At 67.0% G+C, this 16655-nt stretch carries 14 protein-coding genes; 9 read left to right on the forward strand and 5 right to left on the reverse strand.

Going from position 1 to position 16655, the window contains the following annotated elements; all coding sequences use genetic code 11:
* Positions 1-3: 3 nt before the first annotated feature.
* Positions 4-1038: a TRAP transporter substrate-binding protein gene (locus FHR96_RS02320; RefSeq protein WP_183386017.1), complete on the reverse strand. Its 1035-nt coding sequence runs from the start codon at positions 1036-1038 to the stop codon at positions 4-6.
* A gap of 151 nt (positions 1039-1189) precedes the next feature.
* On the reverse strand, positions 1190-1846 hold the full coding sequence (locus FHR96_RS02325; protein WP_343066312.1) for a GntR family transcriptional regulator: 657 nt from the start codon (positions 1844-1846) through the stop codon (positions 1190-1192).
* Positions 1847-2013: 167 nt separating this feature from the next.
* On the opposite strand from FHR96_RS02325, the gene FHR96_RS02330 reads away from it, so the two are divergent.
* From FHR96_RS02330 to FHR96_RS02370, 9 genes are all read left to right on the forward strand, one after another.
* On the forward strand, positions 2014-3081 hold the full coding sequence (locus tag FHR96_RS02330; RefSeq protein ID WP_183386019.1) for an aromatic ring-hydroxylating dioxygenase subunit alpha: 1068 nt from the start codon (positions 2014-2016) through the stop codon (positions 3079-3081).
* The gene (locus FHR96_RS02335) at positions 3078-4058 is read left to right on the forward strand and encodes a PDR/VanB family oxidoreductase (protein WP_183386020.1); all 981 of its coding nucleotides are present in this window, start codon (positions 3078-3080) and stop codon (positions 4056-4058) included. The genes FHR96_RS02330 and FHR96_RS02335 overlap by 4 nt, the downstream gene beginning before the upstream one ends.
* A 42-nt stretch (positions 4059-4100) precedes the next feature.
* A complete protein-coding gene (locus tag FHR96_RS02340; RefSeq protein WP_183386021.1) occupies positions 4101-5111 on the forward strand; it encodes a TRAP transporter substrate-binding protein in 1011 nt (336 codons plus the stop codon).
* 215 nt (positions 5112-5326) lie between these two features.
* Complete coding sequence (locus FHR96_RS02345; RefSeq protein WP_183386022.1) at positions 5327-7189, forward strand: feruloyl-CoA synthase; 1863 nt, start codon at positions 5327-5329, stop codon at positions 7187-7189.
* Between the two features lie 31 nt (positions 7190-7220).
* Complete coding sequence (locus tag FHR96_RS02350; RefSeq protein WP_183386023.1) at positions 7221-7991, forward strand: crotonase/enoyl-CoA hydratase family protein; 771 nt, start codon at positions 7221-7223, stop codon at positions 7989-7991.
* A gap of 81 nt (positions 7992-8072) precedes the next feature.
* Positions 8073-8855: a 3-hydroxyacyl-CoA dehydrogenase gene (locus tag FHR96_RS02355; protein WP_183386024.1), complete on the forward strand. Its 783-nt coding sequence runs from the start codon at positions 8073-8075 to the stop codon at positions 8853-8855.
* Between the two features lie 347 nt (positions 8856-9202).
* Positions 9203-10990, forward strand: coding sequence for an acyl-CoA dehydrogenase (locus FHR96_RS02360; protein ID WP_183386025.1), 1788 nt, complete (start codon positions 9203-9205; stop codon positions 10988-10990).
* A 26-nt stretch (positions 10991-11016) separates the two neighbouring features.
* Positions 11017-11778: an electron transfer flavoprotein subunit beta/FixA family protein gene (locus FHR96_RS02365; RefSeq protein ID WP_183386026.1), complete on the forward strand. Its 762-nt coding sequence runs from the start codon at positions 11017-11019 to the stop codon at positions 11776-11778.
* A 29-nt stretch (positions 11779-11807) separates the two neighbouring features.
* Positions 11808-12758 (forward strand): electron transfer flavoprotein subunit alpha/FixB family protein, encoded by a 951-nt coding sequence (locus FHR96_RS02370; protein ID WP_183386027.1) that lies wholly within the window; start codon positions 11808-11810, stop codon positions 12756-12758.
* A gap of 415 nt (positions 12759-13173) precedes the next feature.
* On the opposite strand, the gene fabG is transcribed toward FHR96_RS02370, so the two are convergent.
* From fabG to FHR96_RS02385, 3 genes are all read right to left on the reverse strand, one after another.
* Positions 13174-13914 carry a 3-oxoacyl-ACP reductase FabG gene (fabG, locus tag FHR96_RS02375; protein WP_183386028.1) on the reverse strand — a complete coding sequence of 247 codons (741 nt, stop codon included), beginning with the start codon at positions 13912-13914 and terminating at the stop codon, positions 13174-13176.
* A 312-nt stretch (positions 13915-14226) separates the two neighbouring features.
* Positions 14227-15411, reverse strand: a complete 1185-nt coding sequence (locus FHR96_RS02380) for a porin family protein (protein WP_246392727.1) — start codon at positions 15409-15411, stop codon at positions 14227-14229.
* A 33-nt stretch (positions 15412-15444) separates the two neighbouring features.
* On the reverse strand, positions 15445-16635 hold the full coding sequence (locus tag FHR96_RS02385) for a thiolase family protein (RefSeq protein ID WP_183386029.1): 1191 nt from the start codon (positions 16633-16635) through the stop codon (positions 15445-15447).
* Positions 16636-16655: the final 20 nt, after the last annotated feature.

Consider the following 16655-nt stretch of genomic DNA (forward strand, 5'->3'; position numbering starts at 1 on the left):
GGCTTATTCCTGGGACGCGGCGCCGGCGCAGGAATCGCGAGCGGCCAGCGCCGCCTCGTAGACCTCACGGCCCGGCAGTCCACGCTCCTCGAGGTTGGCGAGATAGCCGTCGATGCCGTCCTTGAGCGGTTTCTGCCAGTCGGGATCGTTCAGCGGGTCGTCGATCTCGCGGATGGTGTGGCCGGCCTCGATGGCCTCCTGCTTGCCCTCGCGATCGAGCCGGTCGAACACCGCACCGGCGTTCTCGGCCCACTGCATGCCCGAGTTCTCGTCGATCACCGCCTGCTGCTCGGGGCTCAGGCGATCATAGGTACTCTGGTTCATGGTGGCGACGAAGATCAGGGTGTAGAAGGGCACTTCGGTGTGGTAGTTCACCAGCTCGTTGATACGGAAGCCCTTGAGTCCTTCCCAGGGGAAGCTCAGGCCGTCGATCACGCCGCGCTGCATGGCGGTGTAGATGTCCGGCGCCGGCATGCCGACCGGCGTGGCGCCCATGTTCTCGAGCATCTCTCCGGCCACCGCGGTGGGCCGGCGGATACGCAGGCCATCCAGGTCCGACGGCACCTGGACATCGGTGTCGATGGTGTGGATGCCGCCCGGCCCGGTGGTGAACATGAACAGCGGACGCGTATCCTCATACTCCGAGTCCAGGTGGCCCTCGTCGTAGAGGGTCTGCAGCACGCAGGCACCCTGGGTGGCGTTGTCGGCGACCCCAGGCAGCTCGACGACCTGCGACAGCGGGAAGCGTCCCGCGGTGTAGCCCTGTGCCGTGGCGCCGATATCGGCGATGCCGTTGGCCGCCGCCTCGTAGATGGCATCGGGCTTGGCCAGGGTGCCGGAGGGGTACATCTCGACGCGCAGATCACCGTCGGAATCCTCCTCGACGGCCTTGGCCCAGGCCTCGAACAGATCCTGGTTGATGCCGGAGGCACCGGGCCAGAAGTGGGCCATGCGCAGGGTCGTGGCGGCCTGTGCAGAAGCGGTGGCCAGGCCGGCGATGGTTGCCGCCAGCAGGCAAGCGGTGACCTTGGTCTTCATGGTTTCCTCCGAGCGTTCGCATCTTGGTCGTATGCCACCTGCGGTTCGCATGGTGAACATCTGTTCGTTATAACGAAGAAAGGTAAACCACCCGTCGCCAGGGGGGAAAGCGACTTTGGTCGTAGATGGGATCCATCGACACCCGTCTGGCTCAGCGAGACCGCCCTTCCAGCACCTCAGCGTAGCGCAGCCCGACCAGGGCATGTTCGCGCATCAGCATCTCGGCGCGGGCGCCCTCCCCGTCGCGCAGCGCCTGGAGCACCAGCTCGTGATGCATCTGCGCCAGCTGCAGCTTGCGATACTCCCGTTCCAGCGCCCCGGTATCGAGGATGATCGAGTCCGCCGCCGCAAACGGGAGATGGTTGTTGCGAGCGATCGCATCGCCGATGACCTCGCTGCCGGCCGACGCCACGATCGCATCGTGGAAGCCCAGATTCAGCTCGCTCCAGTCGACGACATCGTCTTCGTCGAGATAGCCCTTGGCGAGCAGATCACGCCCTTTTTGGATCCATAACTCCAATTGGCCGAGCAGCTCCGAGGAGAGTCCCTGCTCGGCCAGACGGCGTGCCGCCAGCCCCTCCAGGACGCCCCGCACCTCCACCGCACAGCGCACATCGGTGTCGGAGAATTCGCGCACCTGGAAGCCACGCTTGCCGGCCCGCTGCAGCAGTCCTTCCTGCTCCAGGGTGCGGAAAGCCAGGCGCACCGGCGTCCTCGACACGCCCAGCTGCTCCGCCACCGCGACCTCACCGAGCCGTTTCCCGGGCGCTAACTCACCGTCGCTGATCAATCGGCGAAGCTGGCTCACCACACTCTTGCCACTGTTACTCACTTGATTTCCCTACCGTGATCATTCGATTCATCGCCGCGAAGACTTTGGATCCAACTAAAGGATAAGTTGACGACAATAAGCCATAAAGCCTTAACTTTGGATCCAAAATACAAGCAACCTGGACCGGCACCCGAGGAGATCCCATGACCCACCGAGCGCCCTATCCCAAGAATACCTGGTACGTCGCCTGCACTCCGGACGAGCTGGAGGACAAACCGCTGGGCCGCACCATCTGCAATGAACCGATCGTGTTCTTCCGCGGCGAGGAAGGCAAGGTCGCCGCGGTGGAGGACTTCTGCCCCCACCGTGGCGCGCCGCTGTCGCTGGGCTTCGTGCGCGACGGCCAGCTGGTGTGCGGCTACCACGGCCTGGAGATGGGCTGCGACGGCAAGTGTTCCAGCATGCCGGGGCAGCGCGTGCGAGGCTTCCCGCGCATCCGCGCCTACCCGGTCGAGGAGCGCCACGGCTTCGTGTGGATCTGGCCCGGCGATCCCGAGCAGGCCGACTCGAGCCTGATCCCCGAGCTGCACTGGGCCGAGGATCCGGACTGGGCCTACGGCGGCGGGCTCTACCATATCCACTGCGACTATCGGCTGATGATCGACAACCTCATGGACCTGACCCATGAGACCTACGTCCACGCCTCCAGCATCGGCCAGCCCGAGATCGAGGAGTCCGCGCCCGCGACCCGCATCGAAGGCGACGAGGCGATCACCGAACGCCACATGGAGCGCATCCCCGCCCCGCCATTCTGGCAGGCGGCGCTGCGCGGCAACGGCCTGGCCGACGACGTGCCGGTGGATCGCTGGCAGATCTGCCGCTTCACCCCGCCAAGTCACGTGCTGATCGAAGTGGGCGTGGCCCATGCCGGCCATGGCGGCTACGAGGCGCCGGCGGAGGTCAAGGCATCGAGCATCGTGGTCGATTTCATCACCCCCGAGACCGATACCTCGATCTGGTACTTCTGGGGCATGGCGCGCAACTTCAAGCCGGAGGACCAGGCGCTCACCGACCGCATCCGCGAGGGCCAGGGCCAGATCTTCTCCGAGGACCTGGAGATGCTGGAGTCCCAGCAGCGCAACCTGCTGCGCTACCCCGACCGCCAGCTGCTCAAGCTCAACATCGACGGCGGCGGCGTCCAGGCGCGGCGCATCATCGACCGGATCCTCGCCGAGGAAAACGAGGTCTCCGAGAAGGAGGGCGTCTCATGAGCCAGGTTCCCCTGTCGCTGATCGTCGAGGTCAAGGCGCGCCGCGAGGAAGCCCGCGACATCGTCACCTTCGAGCTGGCCGATCCTCACGGCCGGCCGCTGCCGGCCTTCGGTGCCGGTGCTCACATCGACGTGCGCGTCCCGTCGCAGGGTCAGGAAGGCCTGGTTCGCCAGTACTCGCTGTGCAATCACCCCGAGGAACGCGACCGCTACCAGATCGGTGTGCTGCGCGACCCGAACTCGCGGGGCGGCTCCGTGGCCATGCACGACCAGCTCCAGGAGGGCGACCTGATCCAGATTAGCGCGCCCAAGAACCACTTCCCGCTCGAGCCGGCCAAGCGCATCCTGCTGCTGGCCGGCGGCATCGGCATCACTCCGCTGCTGTGCATGGCCGAACGGCTGGCGCACACCGGCGCCGACTTCGAATTGCACTACTGCACCCGGTCACCGGAGCGCACGGCCTTCCGCGAGCGCATCGACGCCGCCGGCTTCGCCGACCGGGTGCGCTTCCACTTCGACGACGGCGACGAGGACCAGAAGCTCGACCTGGCCGGACTGCTTGCCACCCCGGATCCCGACGCCCGGGTCTATGTCTGTGGCCCCTCCGGCTTCATCGACGCCGTGATGTCGACGGCCAAGGCCCAGGGATGGCCCGACGAGCGGCTGCACAGCGAGTACTTCGCCGGCGCCGTGACCGCCAGCGAAGACGATGACAGCTTCGAGGTCCGGCTCGCCAGCAGCGGCGCCAGCTACACCGTGCCCGCCGACAAGACCGTGCACCAGGTGCTGGCCGAGAACGGCGTCGAGATCATGGTCTCCTGCGAACAGGGCGTGTGCGGCACCTGCCTGACGCGGGTGCTGGAGGGCGAGCCCGACCATCGCGACCTGTTCCTGGAAGACCACGAGCACGCCGCCAACGACCAGTTCACGCCTTGCTGCTCGCGAGCGAAAAGCAAGGTGCTGGTGCTGGACCTCTGATCCCTCGATTCCCCATAACCACAACGACACGATGAGGATTCCATGCGACTCAAGCCGACCGTGACCTGCCTCGCGCTGGCCTGCGCCCTGGCCAGCCAAGCCTCCCTCGCCGAGACCACCACCCTGCGCATCGCCCACGTGTGGCCCGGCGGTTCGCTGATCGACCGCGAACTCTTCCAGGCCTGGGCGACCAGCGTCGAGGAGGCCGCCCAGGGCCGCCTGGAGGTGGAGGTCTACCCCGGCCAGACCCTGACCAAGTCGGATCAGACCTACCAGAGCACCGCCAGCGGCATCGCCGATATCGGCGCCTCGGCCCAGGGCTATACCGCGGGGCGTTTCCCGCTGACCCAGGTCGTCGAGCTGCCCGGCGTCTCGGCCAGCGCCGCCCAGGGCGCCTGCATCCTGCAGTCGCTCTACGACCGGGGAGCGCTGGACGACGAATACGCCGACACCCATCCGCTGTTCCTGTTCACCACCGGGCCGGGCTACCTGCACACCCAGGCGCGGGCGATCGAGACGCCCGACGACCTGGCCGGCCTGCGCCTGCGCCGCCCCACGCCGCTGGTGGGCGACATGTTCGAGCGCCTCGACGCCCAGGCGGTGGGCATGCCGGCGCCGGACGTGTTCACCGCCATGCAGCGCGGCGTGGTCGACGGCCTGAGCTTCAACTGGGAGGCCATGAAGACCTTCCGGCTCAACGAACTGGCCGACCATCACACCGAAATCCCGCTCTACGACCTGTCGCTATTCGCCACCATGAGCCAGCGCGCTTATGAGACGCTGCCCGCCGACCTGCAACGGGTCATCGACGACCATAGCGGCCCGGAGTGGTCGCAGCGCGCCGCGGCGGTCTACGACGAGCTGATCCGCCAGGGGCGCCAGGAGGCCGAGGCGGCCGGCGACGAGATCCTGGTCATCGACGATGCCCTCGACGACCCCGACTGGGGCCCGGTACTGCAGGAGACCATCGACCGTTACCTGGGCGAGCACGGCGAGCGCGCCGCCGAGGTCTACGATGACGCCATGGCCCTGAAGGGACAGTGCCCTGCCTGATCCCCTCCTCCCTTTCCTTCCTGAACAACGCGAACGGCGGCCCACGGGCCGCCGTTCGCGTTTCCGTGCGCATCAGGCCCATAGACCAAAGACGTAGCTCGCGGGGATGACCCGTCGGGAAAGCTGTTGTAGTCTCCAAACATAATGTTTAACACAACAACAGTATTTGATAACAACATATCGCCCGCTCAGCCGGGAGACCGAAAGGAGCCGACATGACAGCCTCCACACTCGAACCATCCGCCTCCCCGTCCTTCACCGAGCCCCGGGTACGACTCGAGGTGCGGGAGGATGGCACCCAGCTGCTGGATTCCGCGATTCCCCTGGCCGGCGACTACGCTCGCTGCAGCGGCGAATGGCTGGAGCACTGGGCCCGCGAGGCCCCGGAACGGGTCTGGCTGGCCGAGCGCGATGGCGAGGGAGGCTGGCGAGAACTGACCTACGGCGAGGCGCATCGTCGGGTGATCGCCATCGCCAGCGCCCTGCTGCACCGGGAGCTCTCCGCGGCGCGTCCGCTGGTGATCCTCTCGGACAACAGCATCGAGCATGCGCTGCTGATGACCGCGGCCATGCATATCGGCGTGCCCTGCTGCTCGATCTCGCCGGGCAGCTCGCTGATGTCGAAGGACCACGCCAAGCTCAAGCGTCAGATTGCGCTGCTCGAGCCGGGCATGGTCTACGCCGACCCGATCGAGCCCTTTCGCCCGGCGCTCGAGAACATCGCCGACTGCCACGACGGCGAGCTGGTCGCCGGCGGCCGCAGCCGCGACATCGCAGGCGCCCTGCCCTTCGCCGAACTCGAGGTCGAGCGCGACGAGGCCTCGGTGCAACGCGCCTTCGCGGCCATCACCCCGGACACCATCGCCAAGTTCCTGTTCACCTCGGGCTCGGTGGGCACGCCCAAGGCGGTGCCCAACACCCAGCGCATGCTGTGCTCCAACCAGCGGGCCAAGGCCCTCATCTGGCCGACGCTGGCCGAACGTCCGCCGGTGCTGCTCGACTGGCTGCCCTGGAGCCACACCTTCGGCGGCAACCACAACTTCAACATCGTGCTGCACTGGGGCGGCACCCTCTATCTGGACGACGGCAAGCCGACCCCGGAGTTGATCGGGAAGACCGCCCGCAATCTCGTGGACGTCTCGCCGACCCACTACTTCAGCGTGCCGCGCGCCTATGACATGCTGATGCCCCTGCTGCGCGAGAACGCCGCCCTGCGCGAGGCCTTCTTCCGCCGCCTGCAGCTGGTCTTCTACGCCGCCGCGGCCCTTCCCGCGCACCTGTGGACCGAGCTCGAGAGCATGGCGCGGCAGACCACCGGCCGCGAGGTGCTGATCGCTTCCTCCTGGGGTTCCACCGAGACCGCGCCGATCTGCACCGACTGCCACTACCCGGCGATCCGCTCCGGTGTGATCGGCGTGCCGGTGCCGGGCACCACCCTGAAGCTGGTGCCCACCGCCGGCAAACTCGAGGTACGCGTCAAGGGGCCCAACATCTTCACCGGCTACTGGAAGCAGCCCGAGCTGTCGGCCAAGGCCTTCGACGACGAGGGCTTCTACATGATCGGCGACGCGGTGAAGTTCGTGGATGCCGAGCGTCCCGAACAGGGCCTGCTGTTCGACGGCCGCGTCAGCGAGGACTTCAAGCTGCTCACCGGCACCTGGGTGCACGTGGGCGCGCTGCGCATGGCCGGCCTCGACGCCCTCAAGCCTATCGCCCTGGACATCGTGGTCGCCGGCCACGACCGCGACGAGATCGGTTTCCTGATCTTCCCGCATCTTGGCGAGTGCCGCCGCCTGTGCCCGGATCTCGACGAGCACGCTCCCGCGGCGAGCGTGCTGTCGCATCCCGCGGTCGTCGAGCGCGTGCGCCAGGGCATGCAGGCCCTGAAGGCCAAGGGCGGCGGCAGCTCCACCTATCCGACCCGCGCCCTGCTGCTCGAGGAGCCGCCCTCCACGGAAGCCGGCGAGATCACCGACAAGGGCTACATCAACCAGCGCCAGGTGTTGACCCGGCGCGCCGATCGGGTCCAGACCCTGTATGCCACCGACACGCCGGCCACGGCCGTCATCACGCTCTGATTCACCACTTTCCACATCGCCGAGGCCCACCATGACCGAGACCCTCGTCAAGACGTCACTGGATGACAGCATCTACACCATCACCCTGGCCCGCCCCGAGAAGCGCAACGCGGTCAGCGACCGCCTGCTCGGCGCCCTGGAAGAGGCGGTGGTCGCCGCACCGGAAGGCACCCGGGTGATCATCCTCGCCGCCGAGGGCAAGCACTTCTGCGCCGGGCTGGATCTCGCCGAGCACCAGCATCGCGAACCCTTCGGCGTGATGCAGCACTCACGCGGCTGGCACCGCATCTTCGATCGCCTGCAGAACGGCGGCATCCCGGTGGTCGCCGCCATGCAGGGGGCGGTGATCGGCGGCGGCCTGGAACTGGCCAGTGCCGCCCACGTGCGCGTCGCCGAGCCGAACACCCTCTATCAATTGCCCGAGGGGCGCCACGGCATCTTCGTCGGCGGCGGTGCCTCGGTGCGGGTCGCCAACATCATCGGCGCCGGCCGCATGTGCGAAATGATGCTCACCGGTCGCCTCATGGACGCCGACGAGGGCCAGCGCCTGGGGCTCTCCCACTACGTGGTCGGCGAGGGCGAGAGCCTGGCCAAGGCCCGCCAGCTGGCCGAGCGGATCGCCGAGAACGCGCCCATGGCCAACTGGGCCATGGTCTCGGCCATCTCGCGCATCGGCGACATGTCCAGCGACGACGGCCTGTTCGTCGAGTCGCTGACCGCCGCCCTGACCCAGACCAGCCCCGAGGTGGCCGAACGCATCGGGGAGTTCCTGACGCGCAAGGGCAAGGGCCCGCGCACCTGAGGAAAGGCCGATGGATGGCGGCATTCGCGACATGAATCAGCGTTTTCCTACCGACGTCGTTTACCGTTTCAGGAGAGAACCATGAAGTTTCAGGACAATACCTTCATCGTCACCGGCGGGGCCTCCGGCCTCGGCGAAGCCACGGTGCGCGAACTGCACGGCGCCGGCGCTCGAGTGGTGATCGCCGACCTCAACGCCGAACGCGGCGAGGCCCTGGCGTCCGAGCTGAATGAGAATGGCTCGGGCGAGCGCGCGGCCTTCCAGCGCACCGACGTCACCCGCGAGGACGACGCCCAGGCTGCAGTGGACCTGGCCGTCTCGCACTTCGGCGGCCTGCAGGGGCTGATCAACTGCGCCGGCATCGGCGATCCCGCCAAGGTGCTGGGCCGCCAGGGCCCCCAGCCGCTGGCGACCTTCTCGCGAGTGGTGCAGATCAACCTGATCGGCACCTTCAACATGATCCGCCTGGCCACCGCCGCCATGGCCGAGGGCGAGCCCCAGGCCGACGGCGAGCGCGGGGTGATCGTCAACACCGCCTCGGTGGCGGCCTATGACGGCCAGATCGGCCAGGCCGGCTACGCCGCCTCCAAGGGCGGCATCGTGTCGATGACCCTGCCCGTCGCCCGCGAGCTGGCCCGCCACGGCATCCGCGTGATGACCATCGCCCCGGGGCTGTTCATGACGCCGCTGATGGAGACGCTGCCCGAGGAGGTCCAGCAGTCGCTGGCCGAGTCGATCCCCTTCCCCCACCGCCTGGGCCGGCCCGACGAGTTCGCCCGCCTGGCCTGCCAGATCGTCGACAACGCCATGATGAACGGCGAGACGATCCGGCTGGACGGCGCCCTGCGCATGGCACCCCGGTAAGGCCCGCCAGAGGACGGACCAGCTTCGTCGAGTGTTCCGGCCATCCTCGGAGCCATGCGATTCATTGGCTCATGCCTGTCGGCGGGAATGCTCGCGGACACCGCCAATGCCTGTGGGAGTGCACTTCAGTGCGCGATGGCGCCGGCAGGCGCCCCATGCACGCAGCGAGTCGCCGAGCTAGCGCGCCGGGGCGTGCGCTCCCTCGACCTTAGCACTTGCACGCCAGTCTGCGATGAGCCGCTTCATTGCTGATCTCGATAGCCTGGCCGCCGGTGGCGGCCAGGCGGGGCGCCTGTGCCAACCACTAATGCTCGGCACAGGACACCCCAGGCCAGGAGGACACCACCATGATCGATTACCACGCGCCGCTGCGTGACATGCAGTTCATTCTCGACGAGCTCGCCGGCCTTCCCGACGTGGCAGCGCTGCCCGCCTGCGAGGAGGCTTCCCCCGACCTGGTGGCGGCGATCCTCGAGGAGGCCGGCAAGTTCGCCACCGGCGTGCTGGCCCCGACCAACCGCCAGGGCGACCTGGAAGGCTGCCGCCTGGAGGGCGAGCGGGTCATCGTGCCCGAGGGCTGGCAGGCCGCCTACGACCAGTTCTGCGAGTCGGGCTGGCTGGGGCTGTCGCTGCCGGAGGAATTCGGCGGCCAGGGCCTGCCCAAGCTGGTCTCCACCCCGGTATGGGAGATGTGGTTCTCCAGCAACATGGCCTTCACCATGCTGCCACAGCTCAACGTCGGCCAGGCCGAGGCGCTGCTGATCGCCGCCAGCGAGGATCAGAAACCCACCTGGCTCGAGAAGATCGTCAGCGGCGAGTGGGCCGCCACCATGAACCTCACCGAGCCCCAGGCCGGCTCCGACCTGGCCGCCACCCGCATGCGCGCCGAGCCCGACCCCGGCGGCGACTACCGCCTCTTCGGGCAGAAGATCTACATCTCCTACGGCGAGCACGAACTCACCCCCAACATCGTGCACCTGGTGCTGGCTCGACTGCCCGACGCCCCCGAGGGGGTCAAGGGGCTGTCGCTGTTCCTGGTGCCCAAGTACCGCCTGGAGGCGGACGGCACCCCCGGCGAGAAGAACGACGTGCGCTGCATCTCCATCGAGCACAAGATGGGCATCCACGGCAGCCCCACCTGTACGCTCAGCTTCGGCGATAACGACGGCGCCGTGGGCCAGCTGGTCGGCGAGCCCCACCAGGGCCTCAAGACCATGTTCATCATGATGAACGAGGCCCGCTTCGGGGTCGGCGTGCAAGGCCTGGCGCTGGGCGAGCGCGCCTACCAGGCGGCGCTGGAGCATGCCCGGGAGCGCGTCCAGGGACGCAACGTGGTCAGCGGCGAGACGGGCCTGCCGATCCTGCACCACCCGGACGTCAAGCGCATGCTGGTGGGCATGCGCGCGCGGCTACTGGCCATGCGCACCTTCCTCTACACCGCCGCCGGCTGGTTCGACCTGGCCCGCCACCATCCCGACGCCGAGGTCGCCGACAGGCACCGGCGCTACGTCGACCTGCTGATGCCGGTGGCCAAGGGCTGGTGCACCGAGATTGGCAACGACCTGTGCGACGAGGCGATCCAGGTGTTCGGCGGCATGGGCTTCGTCGAGGAGACCGGCGTCGCCCAGCTGTTTCGCGACGCCCGCATCATCACCATCTACGAAGGCACCACCGGCATCCAGGCCAACGACCTGCTGGGCCGCAAGATCCTGCGCGAGAACGGCGAAACGCTGCGCGAGCTGATCGACGACATCCGCGCCTGCGCCCGCTCGGTCGGCAAGGACGATCGGCTCACCGAGCTGGCCACGAGCCTGGACGAGATGCTCGACACCCTGGCCGCCACGGCCGACTGGCTGCTCGCCCAGGGCAAGGAACGGACCGCCGCGCTATACGGCGGCGCGGTGCCGTTGCTGCACCTGCTGGGCACCGTGTGCGGCGGCTGGCAACTGGCCCGGGCCGCCCAGGCGGCACAGCGCCAGCTCGACGCCGACGAGGGCGACGCCGACTACCTGGCCGGCATCATCGATCTCGCCCGCTTCTACATGGCCAGCGTGGCGCCCGAGGCAGCCTCCCACGCCCGGGCCGTGCGTGACGGCGGCAACGTCCTGGCCCAGTTTCCCGAAACCCGCCTCTAAGTTCTCTTCACAGACAGGAGAAGCCCATGAAAGTCCTCGTCGCGGTCAAACGCGTCATCGACTACAACGTCAAGATCCGGGTCAAGCCGGATCACTCCGACGTCGACCTGACCAACGTCAAGATGGCCATGAACCCCTTCTGCGAGATCGCCGTGGAAGAAGCGGTGCGGCTCAAGGAGAAAGGGGTGGCGACGGAAGTGGTCGCGGTCACCGTGGGCCCCAAGGCCGCCCAGGAGCAGCTGCGCACCGCGCTGGCGCTGGGCGCCGATCGTGCCATCCACGTACAGACCGATGAGGCCGTCGAGTCGCTGGCCGCGGCCAAGCTGCTGGCCAAGGTGGTCGAGGAAGAACAGCCGGGCCTGACGATTCTCGGCAAGCAGGCCATCGACAGCGACAACAACCAGGTGGGCCAGATGCTCGCCGCGCTGACCGGCCGCCCCCAGGGCACCTTCGCCTCCGCAGTGGAGGTTGATGGCGGGGCTGATGACAAAAGCCTCAAGGTCACCCGCGAGATCGACGGCGGCCTGCAGACCGTCGCGCTCCAGCTGCCGGCCATCGTCACCACCGACCTGCGCCTCAACGAGCCGCGCTACGCCAAGCTGCCCGATATCATGAAGGCCAAGAAGAAGCCGCTGGACACCAAGACCCCGGACGAACTGGGCGTGTCGGTCGCCTCCGGGCTCAAGCGGATCCGCGTCGAGCCGCCGGCCGAGCGTCAGGGCGGCGTCAAGGTGGGCTCCGTGGACGAGCTCGTGGACAAACTCAAGAACGAAGCAAAGGTTCTTTGAAAACAGCTGCTTTGAAAGGAGCCGATCGGATGAGCATCCTGATCCTTGCGGAACACCACGACGGCCAGCTGACCGAGGCCACCGCCCATGTGGTCGCCGCGGCCCGGAAAGTGAAAGAGAGCATCGGTGGCGATATCGACGTCCTTGTCGCCGGCGAGAACGTCGGCGCCATCGCCGAGGCCGCCGCCAGGCTCGACGGCGTGGCCCGGGTGCGCGTCGCCGACGCCGCCGTCTACGCCCACCAGTTGGCCGAGCCGCTGGGTGACCTGCTGGTGGCGCTGGCCGATGACTACAGCCACGTGCTGGCGGCGGCCTCGACCACCGGCAAGAACGTGCTGCCGCGGCTCGCCGCGCTCAAGGACGTCAGCCAGATCTCCGAGATCATCGGCGTGGAGAGCGCCGACACCTTCCAGCGGCCGATCTACGCCGGCAATGCCATCGCCACCGTGCAGAGCGAGGACGCGCTGAAGGTGATCACCGTGCGGCCCACCGCCTTCGATGCCGTGGGCGGCTCTTCACAAGATCAGGGCAGCGCCGCCGTGGAAGCGGTCGAGGCCGGCATCGACAACGCCCTGTCGAGCTTCATCGACGAGCGGCTCGAGCAGAGCGACCGCCCCGAGCTGGGCGCCGCCAAGATCGTCATCTCCGGCGGCCGCGGCATGGGCAGCGGCGAGAACTTCAAGCTGCTCGAGGCCGTCGCCGACAAGCTCGGCGCGGCGATCGGCGCCTCGCGCGCGGCGGTGGATGCCGGCTTCGTGCCCAACGACATGCAGGTCGGCCAGACCGGCAAGATCGTGGCCCCGGAGCTGTACATCGCGGTGGGCATCTCGGGTGCCATCCAGCACCTGGCGGGGATGAAGGACTCCAAGGTGATCGTCGCCATCAACAAGGACGACGAGGCGCCGATCTTCCAGGTCGCAGACTATGGTTTCGTGTCGGATCTCTTTGAGGCGCTGCCCGAGCTGGAACAGAAGCTCTAAGCCCAAGGCAAGGCGCGACCCCATCGGTCGCGCTCTCGGCAGCCACCGATCTCGTCGCCGATCTCTTCGAGGCGCTGCCGGAGCTCGAGAGCAAGCTGTAAGCTACGCTAGAAGGCGCTGACCACGGGGCAATCGCAGATAACCGCATCGTTTGGGCTGATCCGGCGACAGGTCGGCGAGGGGCGCTATGAACCCCTCCCTGGGCGCTACTTTGGCCCTGCTTCGCTCTCGCATCCTGCTCCGCTTGCAGAGCCGGCGCTGGCCATCCATGGCCAGCGCGTTCGGCGAAGATCGCCTCACCCATGGCCAAAAACCCCCTCGACGAGCTGCCCCCGGCGCTCTCACCATGGCCAACTGCGATATCCTTGGCGCTGACCAGGTGCGGTCTGCGCCTTCTGTATGCCAACCCACGTCGTCACACGTACATCCCGCCGTTGACGTTGAGGGTCTGCCCGTTGACGTAGGAAGCCTCGTCGGAGGCCAGGAAGGCCACCACCGCCGCCACCTCCTCCGGTCGGCCGCTGCGGCCCTGGGGAATCCGCGCCAGCAGCTTGTCGCGGACCTTTTCCGGAATCTGCGCGGTCATCTCGCTGTCGATGAACCCCGGCGCCACCGCGTTGATCGCCACGCCCTGACGCGCCAGCTCCTTGCTCAGGCTCTTCACGAAGCCGATCACGCCCGCCTTGGCGGCGGAATAGTTGGCCTGGCCGACGTTGCCCTCATTGCCGGACAGCGAGCTGATGCAGACGATGCGCCCGGATTGGCGCTCGACCATGTGTCGGGCGACCTCCTGGGTGCACAGGAACATGGAGGTGAGGTTGACGTCCATCACCGCGTTCCACTGCTCGTCGGTCATCCTGAGGAAAGCGGCATCGCGGGTGATGCCGGCGTTGTTGACCAGGATGTCCAGGTGGCCGAAGCGTTCTATCACGCGCCGTACCAGCGCCGCTACCTGGGCACGGTCAGCCACGTCGCAGGCGATCGCCAGGCTGTCGTGGCCCCGTTCGACCAGCGTTTCGGCCACCCGCCGGGCGGCCTCGCCATCGATGTCCACCACCACGGTGCGGGCCCCCTCGGCGGCCAGCCGCTCGACCATGGCGGCGCCCAGGCCGCGACCGGCACCGGTCACCACGGCCACGCGTTCGTGCAACTTCATCGCATCATCTCCATTTAGTTGGGTCCCGTGCCCACCATGCTGGAACATTCGAAAATGGCACCAAGCCGACGTCGGCCCCTAAACAAGGGGTCTTCGCATCTTGGCGTGTAATATCATTATGGGAGTGCAAGATCCGGCACCACTGCACGATTGGGAACGCATTCCTAGGCGCCTGACGGCGCCTTCGCGATCTAAAGGTCGCTCCCACGAAGAACACTAAAAAAGAGGCGAATCATCGAGCACCGGAACGGCCGATGATTCACCTTTCAATGGATCGAAACGCGGAAAAGAATTTATCCGGGAATCACTGCATCAGAACTTGTACATGGCCATCAGCTCGACTTGCTGGCCGCCCGGGCGCAGCGGCATGGTGAGCGCGTTGCGATCACGCCACTCGATGCCGAGGTCCAGGCCCGGCAGGTAGGTGTAGATCAGGTTGACGTTGGTCACCTGCAGGGTGTCGTCCTCCACTGCCGGCGATACCTCATCGGCGGTCACCTGCCCGTAGCGCACGTTGCCACTCAGTCGCTCGGTAAAGCGGTGGCTGATACCGGCGGAAAAGCCTGTCGTGCTGACCAGATCGCCGTTGGCGTCGACTTCTCCCTTGCGTGCGATGCTGCCCGGTGATGCCGCGCCGTTATACCCCCAGCCGGCTTGTACGTTATTCCCCTCCCCCGTGTAGCCGCTCAGGGCGACAGAGGTATCGCCGAAGTTCAGCTTGCCCGCCAGAGAGATCGCGGCACCGAACTCCGAGTCATCCAGCCCGGTTTCGACCTCACGCCCGGTAACGGCCAGGTTGAACGCATGCCCCGCCTGGGTTCGATGGGTGTATGAGGCCACCATGTCCGGGACGTCGGCATCGCTGTAGACCGGATCCTGGAAGCTGAAACGGAAACCGCCCGTCGTATAGTGCAGGACCAGGTCGGGCCGCACGACGGCCCCGCTTCCCGCGATGGTGCCGATGCCCGTGCCATAGAAATCCAGAACCCGAACGTCGAACGGCGCCGAGGCATAGAACTGTCCCGTCCATGTCTGGCCAAGCGTCAGGTTGTCGACCTTGACATAGGCATGGCGCAAGCGCATGGCGTAGCTCGTATCGCTGGTATCGGTGGCATTGTCCCAGAAGTCGCCTTCCACGAAGGCCGTGACATCATGCCCCTCGATCTCTCGGTCCACCTTGAAGTTAAGCCGAGACTGGCGGGCAGAACCATCGAAGTACCTGTCCCCACCGTCGGGGTCGGTGAAAATACCTTCTGCCTTGACATAGCCACCAACGCTGAATGTCGTTCCGTCGACCTCCGCGATCTCCAGGGCATGAACCTGGGAAGACATGGAGGCGACGGCCACGGCGAGTGCGAGCTTGTTATTGAATGTCATCGCTGCGTTGCTCCGTATTGTTGTCGTGATGAAAGGCTCGATTTCCAGAGAGCCATGAATGGGGAAAGTCCCCTTGGAGAACTGCTGTTCTCTTGTTGTTTTTCTGCGTTGCCCGGGCATATGCCCCCGGGCGTGAATGGCGGCGGCGCGACCTCAGCCCACCTTGACGACCAGCGCCGCCGCGGAGTCACCCGCCGCGCAGCCGGTCACCAGGGCGTAGCCGCCGCCCTTGAGCGCGGTCTCCTCGATGGCCTCGATCAGCAGCCGCGCCAGGGTCGGCCCCTGCGGATGGCCGAACACCAGCGAGGTGCCATAGTTGTTGAAGGCGTTGGCATCGAGGCCCAGGGCCTTGGCCAGGTGCAGGTCATTGGCGATGAACGGCGAGTGGTTCTTGACCGTCTTGATCTGGTCGAGCGTCAGCCCGGCCTGATCGAGCGCCCGCTGAGCGGCGGTGGCAGGTGCCATGGGCATATGGGCCGGCTTGGTGCGGGCGTGCCCGTAGGCCACCACCTGCACCGCCAGTTGGGGGTCGGTGCTCAGGTCTCGAGCCCGCTCCCGGGTGGTCACGAGGATGCCGGCGTTGCCGTCGGCGGGATGGGTCTGGGCGCCGAAGCTGTGAATGCCGTCGGGCTGCACCGTGCGCAGCCTGGCCAGGCCCTCGGCGCTGGTGGCGGTCACCCCTTCGTCTGCCTCGACGAGCTTGGTGTCCTTCCGCGAGACGGGAACTTCCAGCGGGAACATGTAGCGCTTCTGGAAGGCGCGATCGTCGGCCAGCGCCTCGGCGTACTGGGCGTAGCGATGCAGCGTCAATTCATCGGCCTGCTCGCGGGTGAAGCCGTGCTCGCGGGCCACGTTCTCGGCGGTGGTCAGCATGTCCTTGCCGGTGGCCGGGTCGGCGGCGATGTTGTCCATGTTCCAGTTTTCGGCGATCACCTCGCCGCCCGGCCCGGTGGGATTCGGCCAGATGGTGTGAGGGCCGTTGGAGGTGCGATCGGCGAGCAGGCAATAGGTGGTGTCGAAGGCGCCGGCCTCCACCGCCAGGGCGGCATTGAACACCGCGGTGGTGGCGGTGGCGCAGGCCTGGGTGATGTTCTGCCCGGGCGCCTGTCCGGCGCCCATCATGGCCGCCGCCCAGGGCGCACCATAGAAGATCGACTTCTGTCCCACCGAGACCCCGAGATAGAGGTAGTCGATGATCGTCGGGTCGAGATCGCGGGACGCGAACCAGCGCTTGCTGGTGGCCGCGCCCAGCTCGATGGAGTTGACGTTGGCCAGGCTGCCCATCCACTTGCAGAAGGGGCTGGAGTAATAACCGCCATAGGGGATATAGGCGTTCTTGAACATGTTCGACTCCTCGATGGGAT

Origin of the sequence: Halomonas organivorans, assembly GCF_014192055.1 — a bacterium.
In the GTDB taxonomy this organism is placed as follows: domain Bacteria; phylum Pseudomonadota; class Gammaproteobacteria; order Pseudomonadales; family Halomonadaceae; genus Halomonas; species Halomonas organivorans.